At 65.0% G+C, this 13,376-nt stretch carries 11 protein-coding genes; 6 read left to right on the forward strand and 5 right to left on the reverse strand.

Annotated elements, in window-relative coordinates:
* Positions 1–116: 116 nt before the first annotated feature.
* Together nosZ and AC6LKD_RS31295 are read right to left on the reverse strand one after the other, a co-directional pair.
* Positions 117–2,033, reverse strand: a complete 1,917-nt coding sequence (nosZ, locus tag AC6LKD_RS31290; protein ID WP_013395171.1) for a TAT-dependent nitrous-oxide reductase — start codon at positions 2,031–2,033, stop codon at positions 117–119.
* 52 nt (positions 2,034–2,085) lie between these two features.
* Positions 2,086–4,338 (reverse strand): 4Fe-4S binding protein, encoded by a 2,253-nt coding sequence (locus tag AC6LKD_RS31295; protein WP_498118430.1) that lies wholly within the window; start codon positions 4,336–4,338, stop codon positions 2,086–2,088.
* A gap of 282 nt (positions 4,339–4,620) precedes the next feature.
* Between AC6LKD_RS31295 and azu the strand changes: the two genes are divergently transcribed.
* The 3 genes from azu to AC6LKD_RS31310 all read left to right on the forward strand — a co-directional run bounded on the left by azu (position 4,621) and on the right by AC6LKD_RS31310 (position 7,731).
* A complete protein-coding gene (gene azu / locus AC6LKD_RS31300; RefSeq protein ID WP_013395169.1) occupies positions 4,621–5,070 on the forward strand; it encodes an azurin in 450 nt (149 codons plus the stop codon).
* Positions 5,071–5,264: 194 nt separating this feature from the next.
* On the forward strand, positions 5,265–6,848 hold the full coding sequence (locus AC6LKD_RS31305) for a TerC family protein (RefSeq protein WP_013395168.1): 1,584 nt from the start codon (positions 5,265–5,267) through the stop codon (positions 6,846–6,848).
* 19 nt (positions 6,849–6,867) lie between these two features.
* A complete protein-coding gene (locus tag AC6LKD_RS31310; protein ID WP_013395167.1) occupies positions 6,868–7,731 on the forward strand; it encodes an undecaprenyl-diphosphate phosphatase in 864 nt (287 codons plus the stop codon).
* A 96-nt stretch (positions 7,732–7,827) separates the two neighbouring features.
* Here AC6LKD_RS31310 and AC6LKD_RS31315 read toward each other — a convergent pair whose 3' ends face one another.
* The 3 genes from AC6LKD_RS31315 to AC6LKD_RS31325 form a co-directional block, all read right to left on the reverse strand.
* Complete coding sequence (locus tag AC6LKD_RS31315) at positions 7,828–8,601, reverse strand: UDP-2,3-diacylglucosamine diphosphatase (RefSeq protein WP_492276586.1); 774 nt, start codon at positions 8,599–8,601, stop codon at positions 7,828–7,830.
* Entirely contained in the window at positions 8,594–9,103 is a 510-nt protein-coding gene (locus AC6LKD_RS31320; protein ID WP_498118431.1) for a peptidylprolyl isomerase, read from the reverse strand. Before AC6LKD_RS31320 ends, AC6LKD_RS31315 begins: the two co-directional genes overlap by 8 nt.
* A gap of 134 nt (positions 9,104–9,237) precedes the next feature.
* Complete coding sequence (locus AC6LKD_RS31325) at positions 9,238–9,921, reverse strand: tetratricopeptide repeat protein (RefSeq protein ID WP_013395164.1); 684 nt, start codon at positions 9,919–9,921, stop codon at positions 9,238–9,240.
* Positions 9,922–10,229: 308 nt separating this feature from the next.
* On the opposite strand from AC6LKD_RS31325, the gene cysS reads away from it, so the two are divergent.
* Genes cysS through AC6LKD_RS31340 form a run of 3 tightly spaced genes read left to right on the forward strand, consistent with a single transcriptional unit; the run spans position 10,230 to position 13,351 of the window.
* Positions 10,230–11,684 (forward strand): cysteine--tRNA ligase, encoded by a 1,455-nt coding sequence (gene cysS / locus AC6LKD_RS31330; protein WP_498118432.1) that lies wholly within the window; start codon positions 10,230–10,232, stop codon positions 11,682–11,684.
* Positions 11,685–11,704: 20 nt separating this feature from the next.
* Complete coding sequence (locus tag AC6LKD_RS31335; protein WP_013395162.1) at positions 11,705–12,349, forward strand: DNA-3-methyladenine glycosylase family protein; 645 nt, start codon at positions 11,705–11,707, stop codon at positions 12,347–12,349.
* A gap of 36 nt (positions 12,350–12,385) precedes the next feature.
* Positions 12,386–13,351: an acetyl-CoA carboxylase carboxyltransferase subunit alpha gene (locus AC6LKD_RS31340; RefSeq protein ID WP_013395161.1), complete on the forward strand. Its 966-nt coding sequence runs from the start codon at positions 12,386–12,388 to the stop codon at positions 13,349–13,351.
* The last annotated feature ends 25 nt before the right edge of the window (positions 13,352–13,376 follow it).

A 13,376-nucleotide genomic window follows, 5' to 3' on the forward strand; every position in this document is an offset into this window, starting at 1 on the left:
ATCGAGCGTCGCCGCGGCCGCCGCGCCCGGCAACGCCAGCCCGGCGGCCGCCAGCAGCACGGCGCGGGCGGCCTGGCCGGCGCGCATCGTCAAGAGTGCGGCGAGCTTCATAAGCGCTACACGGTCTTCTTGGGATGCACGACCATCTGGCCGGACATTTCCATGTGCAGCGCGTGGCAGAACCACTGGCAGTAGTACCAGTACACGCCCAGACGGTCTGCCGTGAAGGTGACCGAGGCGGTAGCCTGGGGTCCGATCTCCATGGCGATGCCGTGGCCTTCCAGCGTGAAGCCGTGCGTCAAGTCTTCGATCACCTCCATGTTCGTGACTACCACGGTGACCTCGTCGCCCTGGTTGACCTCGAACTTCTTGATGCTGAACATGGGCGCGACCGCCATCATGTACACGCGCACCTTGTTGCCGTCGCGCACCACCTTGGCTGCATCGTCCAGCGACACGCCGTCCTTCTTGGCCATTTGGCGGGCGTCTTCCCACATCGGGTCGTCGCGTTTCCAGACGCTGATGGGATGGACCTTGGAGCGGTGCACCAGGCACATGTCATGCGGCTCGGCGAAGCTGGGGCCGTCATGCACCAGCTTCATTTCGTCGCCCGAAATGTCAATGAGCTGGTCGTTCTCGGGCTTGAGCGGGCCGACGTTCAGGAAACGGTCCTTGGAGAACTTGTTCAGCGACACCAGCCATTTGCCGTCGGCCTCGCGGGTTTCTCCCATCGTCGAGTGGTTGTGGCCGGGCTGGTAGTGCACGTCCAGCTTCTGGATGATCGGGTCGACCTTCTCGCCCTTGAACGCGCGCTTGGCCTTGTCTATGTTCCACTTGACCATCTGGCTGTCGATGAACAGCGTGGTGTAGGCGTTGCCGCGGCCGTCGAATGCCGTGTGCAGCGGGCCCAGGCCCAGCTGGGGTTCGGCCACCACGCAATCGCGCGGCTTGATCTTGTCGTCGAACAGGTCGTCCAGCGTGCGCACGTCCAGCACCGTGACGGTGGGCGAGAGCTTGCCGTTGAGCACCAGGTGGATACCATCGGGCGCGGCGTTGCAGCCGTGCGGCGAGTTCGGCACCGGAATGTAGCGGGTGTACTTGGAGCCGTGGCGTCCGTCGATCACCGGCACGCCACCCATGGTCTTGAAGTCGCCCTTCTTGACGGCTTCTTCGATGCGCTTGATGTTGAACACCACGACCCAGTCCTGTTCGTTGGCCGAGGCTTCTTCCACCGTGACGCCTTTCTCCGAGTTGTAGCAGGTGGAGAACGAGTACTTGCCCTGGTAGTCGGCGTCGCCGTTGTCCAGGTTGCCGTCGACCAGCACCTGCCAGGCGACCTTCATGGTGTCGCCGTCCAGCGCGGTGTAGATGGCGAAGAAGTTCTTCTTGGGATCGTCCGTCACCTTGCCGTCGTTGGGCAGGGGGATGATGTGCTCGCCGTTGGCGAACACATAGCCGGTGCGCGGGTATCGCTGCGGCCGCAGGCCGTGCACGCCGGACACGTTGGGCAGTTCGGTGATCTTGTCCGTCTTCATCACATCCAGGCGGATGCGGGCGACGCGGTTGTTGGCCTTGTCGTTGATGTACAGATAGCGGCCGTCGTAGGTGCGGTCGGTGAACGAGAGGTGCGGGTGGTGGGCGTCGCCGTTGATGAACACGCCGCCCTTGTCCTTCAGGTATTCGCGGGTCTCGGGGGTGAGGCCTTCGGTCAGGATCTTGCGGCTTTCGTTGGTGCGGCCCCAGCCGGTGGCGCTGCAATGGTTGAAGACCGGGATGCGGACCAGCTCGCGCATGGACGGCAGGCCCAGCACGCGGACCTCGCCCGATTGGCCGCTGGAATTGAAAGCGTAGTATTCGTCGAGCTCGCCCGGGGCGACATGGCCCAGCACGCCATTGGCGCCGCCCTTGGCGTCCTTGCCGTGGGCAGTGGAGATCTGCGCGCCCGCCACCAGGCCTGCGGCGCCCGTGATGGCTGCGGTTCCGAGGAAGCTGCGGCGGGTGAGGCCGGCCTTGTCGGGGTTCTTGTCGGACATGGATAACTCCTTGGTAGGGACGGCGCCGGGCGCCGCTGTGCGGAAAGTGGGTTCAGGCGCCGGGTTCGCTGTTCGGGTTCGGCGCGCGGTGCATGACGATGACTTGCTCGGCTGGTTCGGCCGCCGGTGCGCGGCGGCGCTCCCGCTTGGCCTTCTTCTGGATCAGGTGCGGACACTTCTGTTCGTGGTGATAGAGCATCTGGCAGTGCAGGCACTGGATGCACTCGTTCGGATTGATCTCGCCCGTGGGATCGATCGCCTGCACCGGACATTCGAGATTGCAGCGCTGACAGGGGTTGCCGCAGTCGCGGTAGCGGCGCAGCCAGTTGAAGATGCGCAGGCGGGCGGGGATGGCCAGCGCGGCCCCCAGCGGACAGAGGTAGCGGCAGAAGAAGCGCTCCACGAACAGGCCGGCGGCCAGCAGCGCCACGGCGAACGCGACGAACGGCCAGTAGCGCATGAAGCGCAGGATGATCGCGGTCTTGAACGGTTCGACTTCGGAAAGCTGCTCGGCCAGCGCCAGGTCGTACAGCGAAAAGCCGAACAGCAGCAGGAAGATCACGTACTTCAGGGTCGACAGGCGCTGGTTCACGCCGTGGCTGATCTTGAGCTGGCGCACGCCCAGGCGGCGGGCGATGCGGTTGGTGAGTTCCTGCAGGGCGCCGAAGGGGCACAGCCAGCCGCAGAAGGCGCCGCGGTTCCAGAACACCATGGAGATGGCGGTGGCGCACCACAGGATGAACACCAGCGGATCCATCAGGAAGTATTCCCAGCGGAAGTCGCTGCGCAGCGCCGAGAAGAAAGTCAGCACGTTGACGATGGACAGCTGGGCCTGGCCGTACCAGCCGATCCAGAACAGCGCGAACGCCAGGAACGCCAGTCGCAGGCGGTCGTGCAGCAGGGGGCGGCTGGTCAATTGGTCCTGGAAGAAGAAGATACCGACCAGCACCAGCAGCGCCACGGTCAGGACCGCGACCTGTCCGGCCTTGCCATGCCATATCTGTTTCCACAGCGCGGGCGCTGGTTCCTCAGCCTGGGCCGGGACGGCTGCGGCGGGAGCAGGGGCAGCCGCGGCCGCTTGCGCGCCAGCGGCCGGACGGGTGTAGGCCGCCGGCAGTTCATAGCCCAGGTCGAACGTCACGAAGGCCTTGTCGCTGACGCTGAGCACGCGCTGCACCATGAGCTGCAGGCGCCAGGGCGCGACCGGATCCAGCGTGGCGTCCTCGGGCACCACGAACAGCGCCACTTCGCGGAACGCCGGCGCGCCTTGCGCAGCTACGTCGGCCAGGCGCTGATGGTTGCGGTCGCGGAAGCGGAAGCTGCTTTCATCCTGGATGATCTCGATGCGGTCGAAGATGCCGCCGCGCACATAGCCCGACCCCTTGAACGAGTACGCGCCGTTGCCGGCCACCAGCACCGCTTGCTGGCCGGGCTTGAGCCTTTCCTTCAGGCGCTGCCATTCTGTGTCGCCCAGCAGGCTGCGGCCGATCGCGGGCACGCTGACCAGTGCGGCGTATAGGTCGATGAAGCCGTCCGCGTCCGCGCTGCCCTCGGCGTTTGCGGCCGCATCGCTTCTGCCCGATGCGAGGAACGCCTGGTTCACGTCCTCCGGACTCAGCCGCAGGTTGCGCACCGCCTTGGTCGCCACCAGGTCCTGCCAGGACTGGACGGCGTCGCGCGTATCGTCCACGACGCGGGCGGCAACGGGCGCGGCCTGCGGCGCTGTTGCGGCAGTCTTATCGATGCCGTAGGCGCGGGCCACGGCGATGGCCGAGCGCGTGATGCTGTCGCCGATCACCATCAGGGTGACGGTCGCGCCGCTGATAATGTCCACCGGCGGCGGCGCGCCATGGCGAGGCGGGGAGTCCACGAAGTTCAGCCCGACATAGCCGCTGATGAAATGGTCGACCTTGGACTGCGGAATGCCGATGAGTACGATGGGCTCATGGTGTTCCACCAGCCGGGCGCCGACGATGCGCCCGTCGTTCGCCAGGCCGACCAGCACGTCGATGGGCTTGCTGGAGTAGCCGCGCGTGTTGACGACGTCGGAAGTGAGATAGACCACGCCCAGCTGGCGCGCGCCCGCATAGACCTTGGCGGCCATGGGTTTGCCGGCGGGCGGATCGGCGCGGTCCGCGCCGGGGAAGATCTGTCCGATCGGGGTGCCGCCCAGGAAGTCCGGCAAGCGCTGGGCCTGCGCGGTGCTGGCGGCCTGCGCGCATAGCAGCAGCAAGGCCAGCAGAACCGCATGAATGAACCCCGTGTACCGCCTGATCCCACGCCCCGCCGCTATGCTGCCTTGCATTTTCGGACTCTGCTGATTGTGTTTGTTTGCAGGCATGCTAAGAACACGCGGCGTCCTTCGTATTGCGGTTTGTCAATCGGCGCGCGCGCGCAGGCCGCATGGCGGCAATACCCTCATGCGGCGTAGGGGATATCCCCGTTTTGAAGGGGGTGAACGAGGCGCTATTGATGTCCGTCAATAGCGCGGCTTGCGGGGCGCCATAGACTTGTGCGTGGCGGCAGCGACGCGAGGCATGTGCCTCACGCGTGTCGGAAGAGCCGCCAACGTTTACGGAGAATCTCCATGCTGGCAAAAGCCACCCTAGCCATCGTTCTGTCCGCAGCCAGCCTGCCCGCGTTGGCCGCTCAGTGCGAAGCAACCATAGAAAGCAACGACGCCATGCAGTACAACCTGAAGGAAATGGTCGTCGACAAAAGCTGCAAGCAATTCACCGTGCATCTCAAGCACGTCGGCAAAATGGCCAAGGTCGCCATGGGCCACAACTGGGTGCTGACCAAGGAAGCCGACAAGACGGCCGTGGCCACCGACGGCATGAACGCCGGCCTGCCGCAGGATTACGTCAAGGCGGGCGACACCCGCGTCATCGCCCACACCAAGGTCATCGGCGGCGGCGAGTCGGATTCGGTTACGTTCGACGTATCCAAGCTGACTCCGGGCGAGGCTTATGCCTATTTCTGCTCCTTCCCCGGCCATTGGGCCATGATGAAGGGCACGCTCAAGCTCGGCAGCTGACCGGCTCTCTGCCAGACGCGAAGACCGGCCACGGGCCGGTTTTTTTTGTTTTTTTGCCATGGAGCCAGGCTGCGGATGCCCTGGTTCACCAGGCCTAAACCGTGCCTGCCTCAGGCAAAAGGACGGGGCTCGTCACCGGCGTGTCACGGATTTTCCATGTACGATTACCGGTCGTGTAACTTCTGGAGCTCCTGATGGAGTGGCTGCTGGACCCTACTGCGTGGGTCGGCTTGCTTACCCTGGTCATCCTTGAGATCGTCCTGGGGATCGATAACCTGATTTTCATCGCCATCCTGGCGGACAAGCTGCCCCCGGCGCAACGCGACCGCGCGCGCATCATGGGCCTGAGCCTGGCGCTCATCATGCGTCTAGGCCTCTTGTCGGTCATGTCATGGCTGGTCACGCTGACCGCCCCCCTGTTTTCCATCGGCCCGCTGTCGTTTTCGGGCCGCGACCTGATCCTGATGATCGGCGGCCTGTTCCTGCTGTTCAAGGGCACCATGGAACTGCACGAGCGCCTGGAGGGCTCCCAGCACGGCGGCTCGTCGGGGCCGCGCGTGTACGCCAGCTTCTGGGTGATCGTGACGCAGATCGTGGTGCTGGACGCGGTGTTCTCGCTGGACTCCGTCATCACCGCGGTGGGCATGGTGGACCATCTGGCCATCATGATGATCGCCGTCGTCATCGCCATCGGCATCATGCTGCTGGCATCCAAGCCGCTGACGCGTTTCGTCAACGCTCACCCCACGGTGGTGGTGCTGTGCCTGGGCTTCCTGCTGATGATCGGCTTCTCGCTCTTGGCTGAAGCCTTCGGCTTCAAGGTGCCCAAGGGCTATCTGTACGCGGCCATCGGCTTCTCGGTCGCCATCGAAGCCCTCAACCAGGTGGCGCGCCGCAATCTGCTCAAGCTGGACGCGCGCCGGCCGATGCGCGAACGCACCGCATCCGCGGTGCTGCGCATGCTGGGCAAGCGGCCGCCCGCCGACGAGGCCGACATGCCCAGCGCGAACGGCCCGGCCATTCCGGCGTTCGGAGTCGAGGAACGCAATATGGTCAGCGGCGTATTGACGCTGGCCGAGCGCTCCATCCGCTCGATCATGACGCCGCGCACGGATGTTTCCTGGATCAACATCGACGACGATCCGGAAACCATCCGCCGCCAGCTGACCGAGGCGCCGCACAGTTTCTTTCCGGTATGCCGCGGTTCGCTCGATGAGGTGCTGGGTATCGCCCGCGCCAAGGACCTGGTGGCGGACCTGATCACCGAGGGCAGGGTGCGCCGCAACCGCCTGCGCGACCCCATCATCGTGCACGAGTCCATCGGCATCCTGCGCCTGATGGATACGCTCAAGCGTTCGCGCGGCCAGCTGGTGCTGGTGGCCGACGAGTTTGGCGCCATCGAGGGGCTGGTGACGCCCATCGATGTCTTCGAGGCGATTGCCGGCGAGTTTCCCGACGAAGACGAACTGCCCGACATCGTTGCCGACGGCGACAACACCTGGAAAATCGACGGCGCGGCCGATCTGCACCATGTCGAGCAGGTGCTGGAAACCGAAGGCCTGGTCGATGACGCCCAGGATTTTTCAACCCTGGCGGGGTACCTGCTATCGCGTTTCGGGCATCTGCCCAAGCCGGGCGACGTCTGCGAATACGAAGTCCACCATGAGCATTTCCGCTTTGAAGTCCTGGAAATGGACGGCCGCCGCATCGCGCTGGTGCGCGTAGAGAAGCGTCCCCAGGAAATGCTCGCCGACGACGAATCCCTAGCCAACGATTAACTGAAACCGACCTCCCATCGTGACCGAAAACACTCTATACCTGATCAAAGCGTTCATCCTGGGCATCATCGAGGGCCTGACGGAGTTCATTCCCGTGTCCAGCACCGGCCACCTCATCCTGGTGGGCGACTGGATCAACTTCGAATCCAGCCAGGGCAAGGTGTTCGAGGTGGTGATCCAGCTGGGCTCCATCCTGGCGGTGATGTGGGTGTTCCGCGCGCGGCTGCTGACGCTGATCCGCGGCACGCTGACCGGCGTGCCCAGCGAGGTTGCCTTCACCCGCAACCTGATCATCGCCTTCCTGCCGGCGGCCGTCATCGGGGCGATCTTCATCAAGTCCATCAAGAGCGTCTTCTATCACCCGGCCGTGGTGGTCGTGACCCTGGTGCTGGGCGGCCTGATCATGCTGTACGTGGAGCGCAAGACGCACCACACGCCCGGCGACATGCCGGGCGCGGCCGACGACACGGCGTCGGACGAGCGGGCCACGGCCCGCACGCTGGAGCAGATCACCTGGAAGCAGGCGCTGGGCGTGGGCGTGGCGCAATGCCTGGCCATGATCCCGGGCACCTCGCGCTCCGGCGCCACCATCATCGGCGGCATGATCGCCGGCATCCAGCGCAAGACGGCCACCGAGTTCTCGTTCTTCCTGGCGATGCCCACGATGCTGGGCGCGGCGGTCTACGACATGTACAAGAACATGGAGCTGCTCACCCAGCACGACCTGACTGGCATCGCGGTGGGCTTCGTGGCCGCGTTCCTGAGCGCGATGGTGGTGGTGCGCGCCGTGCTGCGCTTCGTTGCCAACCATACCTACCGGGTGTTCGCCTGGTATCGGATCATCTTCGGCGGCGTGGTGGCTGCCTGGATCTTCACGCGCTGAGCGTCGAGGGCACTGCCGGCGCGCCGGCAGCAGTAATGACGAGGGCCGCTTGCGCGGCCCTCGTTGTTTTTCGTCGCGATGTGGCGCGTCCGGGAGCTAGGCTTCCGTTTCCAGGTCGTAGAACTGCAGGCCGTCCTGGTCGATGACCAGCCAGCCGCCGCGGGCCGGCGATACATGGTCGCAGTCCCAGTCGGGCAGGACCCAGCGTTCGCGCTTCTTGCCGTCGACTTCCAGCACGTGGCGGGCGGGGCGATGGGTATGGCCATGCACCAGCACGCGCACCCCGGTTTCGCGGAAGACGGATTCGATGGCGGCGGCGTTGACGTCCATGATTTCCATGGATTTCGTCTGGTTGGCGGCCTGGCTTTCGCCGCGTGCCTGCTGCGCCATCGCCAGTCGTTCGGGAATCGTCTTGGCCAGGAATTCGGCCTGCCAGCGCGGATCGCGGACCATTGCGCGGAACTGCTGGTAGGCGGCGTCGTCCGTACAGAACTCGTCGCCATGGGTCAGCAGGATCTGGCCATAGTCCGTTTCCAGCAGCGCCGGCTCGGGCAGCAGCTTTGCGCCCAGGGCCTGGGCCAGCTCGTCCCCGATGAGGAAGTCGCGGTTGCCGCGGCCCAGCCAGACCGGAATCCGGCTGGCCGTGTCGCGCAGCGCCGTCAGCGCCGTGGCGAGCCACGGCGGCGCGGCGCGGATCACGTCGTCGCCGATCCAGGCATCGAAGATGTCGCCCGGCAGCAGCAGGGCGCCGGCTTCCTCGCGCGCGGCCTCCAGGAAGGCCAGGAAGGCCTCCGAGGTGGCCGGCGTGGCCGGTCCCAGATGCAGGTCGGACGCCAGCCAGATGGGGCCGGACAGCGCAATCTTATTCAAGAACTTCGGCCTTCTCGATGATCACGTCTTCGTTGGGGACGTTCTGGTGGAAGCCCTTGTTGCCGGTCTTCACGTTCTTGATCTTGTCGACCACGTCCATGCCTTCGGTCACGGTGCCGAACACGGCATAGCCCCAGCCATTCGGCGTGGGCGCGGTGAAGTTCAGGAAGTCGTTGTTGGAGACGTTGATGAAGAACTGCGCCGTGGCCGAGTGCGGGTCGCTGGTGCGGGCCATGGCCAGGGTGTACTTGTCGTTCTTCAGGCCGTTGTTGGCTTCGTTTTCGATGGGGGCATGGGTCTGCTTTTGCTTCATGCCGGGCTCAAAGCCGCCGCCCTGGATCATGAAGCCGTCGATCACGCGATGGAACACCGTGCCGTTGTAGAAGCCTTCCTTGACGTAGGTCAGGAAGTTTTCGACGGTCTTGGGCGCCTTGGCGGCATCCAGGGTGATGACCATGTCGCCTTGGTTGGTCTGGAGCTTGACGCGGGGGGTGGTGCTCATGGTTTTTGTGCCTTCAGAGGTGGAGGTGGAGGAATTTGCCGCAGGGGCGGCGCTGACGAGCGCCGGGGCGAATGCCGCCAGCGCGAACGAGCACGCCGTCAGGCGCAGCAGGTGTAGGGGAGAGTATCGGGACATCATTTGGCGTGTTTATCCTTCAGCATGGTTTCGACTTCGCGGACCTTTTCCTGCATGCCGGGCACGCCGTCGCTGGCGGCCTTCTTGTAGGTGCTCAAGGCCTGCAGAAGTTGCAGGTCGCCCATATTGGCGCGGGCGGCGGCGTAGTTCGGGTCGGCGCGCAGGGCCATCGACAGGGCGTCCTGCGCGCGGTCGAGTTCGCCGCGGCCAGCATATAGAGCCGCCAGGTTGTTCCAAGGTTCCGGAAGCTCCGGAAAGCGGTTGGTCATCTCGGTATAGACGCCGATGGCCTCGTCGGTGCGATTCAGGGCGGCCAGCGCGCGGGCGTGCTGGAACATCAGCTGCACGTCGGTGCCGCGCTGGTCCTTGATCTGTTCCTGGCGTTTTTCGATCATGGCCAGGGCTTCTTCGTTGTCGCCGTGGTTCAGCAGCCGCTCGATGTACGTAGTGATCTGCGAGGGCGACGGCGTCAGGCGCGTGTCGACGCCCGGCTTGGCCGCTTCCAGCAGCTTGGCCAGGCTGTCCCAGCCGCCCTCGGGCGGGATGGGATCCAGGGTGGTGCGGTTGGCGTTGGGGTTGGTTCCACCGCCGCCGGCCATCGACTGGGCCAGAGAGGCGCCAATCGGTGCGCCGGCAAGGGCCAGGGCGAGCAGGGCGACGCGAAAGCGCGGCTTGATAGTCACTTGGGCATCCGTTAAAAGTCTTGGCAGGCCGACGCTTACGCGCGCGACCGGGCCGCTTGCTATACTTGACGACCGCCATTTTAGCCCCGGTTGTGTTTTGGCTCGACATCGGGGACGAAGCCCGGCGATATCGTTCGTGGAACCGGCTTGGAATGCGGGCCTTCGAATGCGGGCTCGGAATGGTCAGCGCCAGTGGGATTATGGCCTGGGATCGAAATCCGGCCCGGCGGCACGCGCCGAAGGTATTTTCCTTCGGCAGCAACTTTCCGCAACCGCCACGGAAAATTTAGACAAAGCCTATAAGCGCCATGCTGCAAATCTACAACACGTTGTCGCGTACCAAAGAACCGTTCAAGCCGGCCCAGGCCGGTCAGGTGCGCATGTACGTGTGTGGCATGACCGTCTATGACTTCTGCCACCTGGGCCATGCCCGCATGCTGGTGTCGTTCGACGTCGTGCAGCGCTGGCTGCGCGCCAGCGGGCTGGCGGTCGACTATGTGCGCAATATCACGGATATCGACGACAAGATCATCCGCCGCGCCGTCGAGACCGGCCGCCGCATCGGCGAAGTCACCGAGTTCTACATCGACGCCATGCACGCCGACGAGCGCGCGCTGGGCGTCGAGACGCCGGACCGCGAGCCGCGCGCCACCGAATATGTCGGCGATATGCTCGACATCATCGGCAAGCTCGAGCAGAACGGCCTGGCTTATCAAGCCGACGATGGCGACGTGAATTTCGCTGTCCGTGGTTTTGCCGGTTACGGCAAGCTGTCGGGCAAGACGCTGGACGACCTGCGCGCAGGCGAGCGCGTGGCGGTTGGTTCGGCCAAGCGTGATCCGCTGGATTTCGTGCTGTGGAAGTCCGCCAAGGCGGAAGAACCGGCCGATACCAAGTGGGAATCGCCCTATGGGCTGGGCCGTCCAGGCTGGCACATCGAGTGCTCGGCCATGAGCAAATCGCTGCTGGGCCTGCCGCTGGATATTCATGGCGGCGGCCCGGACCTGAAATTCCCGCACCATGAAAACGAGATCGCCCAGACCGAGGGGGCCTTCGGCGGCACGCTGGCGAATATCTGGATGCATTGCGGTCCGCTCATGGTCGACTCGGACAAGATGTCCAAGTCCCTGGGCAATTTCCGCACCATCCGCCAGACCATCGCCCAGGAAGAGCCGGCGGCCGACCAGGCCGTCTACCGCGTCAATCCGCGCGAAGCGGAAATGGTGCGCTTCTTCATCGTGCGCAACCACTACCGCAGCCCGCAGAACTACACGCCAGACAACCTGATCGACGCGCAGAACGCGCTCGATCGCCTGTACCAGGCGCTGCAGAACGTGCCTGCCGACGCGCAGGGCATCGATTGGAACGAGCCGCAGGCCCAGGCCTTCAAGGCGGCCATGGACGATGACTTCAACAGCTCGGGCGCGATCGCGGCCTTGTTCGAACTGGCCTCCGAGGCCAACCGCGGCAAGAGCGCGCGCAGCGCCGGCCAGTTGAAGGCGCTGGCATCCCTGCTGGGCCTGCTGCAGCAGGATCCAGCGACGTATTTCCAGTCGCCCACCCGTTATTCCGCTGCGGCCATCGAACAGGGCGAGCGCCGTGCGCTGGACGCCGAGGCCATCCAGTCCTTGATCGACGCGCGCGCGGCCGCCAAGGCGGCCCGCAACTTCGCCGAAGCCGACCGCATCCGTGCGGAACTGCGCGAAGCTGGCATCGAGCTCGACGACAAGCCGGGCGGCCTGACGCAATGGCGTCGGGCTTGAAGCCGCAGGACCCGCCCGCCATGTCCACTGCCGACCTCGAGATTCCCAAGCCCGAGTATTGGGAAGCCGCCGTAGCCCATCTGATGCGGCGCGACCGCATCCTGAAAAAGATCATTCCCCAGCATCCCGAGGTCTGGCTGACGTCGCGCGGCACGCCTTTCGTGACGCTGGCGCGGGCGATCATCGGGCAGCAGGTGTCCAGCAAGGCGGCCGACACCGTCTGGACCCAGTTCATCGAGGCCGTGGGCAAGCGCCCCACGCCCGTCGCCGTGCTGCGCGTCGGCCTGGAAGGCTTGCGCGCGGCAGGGCTGTCGCAGCGCAAGGCCGAATACGTGCTGGACCTGGCCGTGCATTTCGGCGAGCGCCGGGTCCATCCCGAGAAATGGGCGGCAATGGACGACGAAGCCGTCATTTCCGAACTGACCGCCATCCGGGGCATAGGCCGCTGGACGGCGGAGATGTTTTTGATTTTCAATCTGCAGCGGCCTGATGTCCTGCCGCTGGATGATCCTGGGTTGCTCAAGGCAATCTCGCTACACTATTTCAGCGGCGAGCCTGTCTCGCGTTTCGAGGCTCGCGAAGTCTCGTTGGCGTGGCAACCCTGGCGTACCGTGGCGACCTGGTATCTGTGGCGCAGTCTGGAACCGACTCCGGTCCAGTACTGACGCAAGCCAGGCAGCCCATCTACGGAACCACACTACATGCGCAATACATTTCTGGAATTCGAACAACCGCTCGCCGAGCTTGAGAACAAGATCGAGCAGCTGCGCTACGTGCAGGCCGATTCGGCCGTAGACATCTCCGACGAGATCGGACGTCTGCAGCAGAAGAGCCAGACCTTGGCCAAGGAAATCTACGCCAAGCTCACGCCCTGGCAGACGGCCCTGGTCGCCCGCCATCCCCAGCGTCCCTACACGCTGGACTACGTGCGCGAAATGTTCACCGACTTCCATGAACTGCACGGCGACCGCATGTACGCCGACGACCAGTCCATCATCGGCGGCCTGGCGCGCTTCAACGGCACGCCCTGCATGGTCATCGGCCACCAGAAGGGGCGCGACACCAAGGAACGCGCCGCGCGCAATTTCGGCATGCCGCGTCCCGAGGGCTATCGCAAGGCCCTGCGCCTGATGCGTCTGGCTGAAAAATTCGGCATTCCCGTGTTCACGTTCGTGGACACCCCGGGCGCTTATCCCGGCATCGGCGCCGAAGAGCGCGGCCAGTCCGAAGCCATCGGCCACAACCTCTACGCCATGGCCGAGCTGAAGGTCCCCGTGATCTGCACCATCATCGGCGAAGGCGGTTCGGGCGGGGCCCTGGCCATCGCCGTGGGCAATGCCGTGCTGATGCTCCAATACGCGACCTACGCCGTGATTTCGCCGGAAGGCTGCGCCTCGATCCTGTGGCGCAGCGCCGACAAGGCGCCCGAGGCCGCCGAGGCCCTGGCCATCATCGCGCCGCGCCTGAAGGATCTGGGCCTGGTGGACCGCGTGGTCAACGAACCGGTGGGCGGCGCCCATCGCGATCCCCGCGTCATGGCCCGCCTGCTGCGCCGCGCGCTGGGCGATGCCCTGCGCCAGCTCCAGGGCATGACGCCCGAACAGCTCGTGGAACAGCGCGTCCAGCGCCTGCTGTCCTACGGCGCCTACCAGGAAGCGCGCGCCTGAAGCAGGCAGGGCGCCGGCCCATGTG

The sequence above is a fragment of the Achromobacter sp. D7-1 genome (assembly GCF_059760445.1).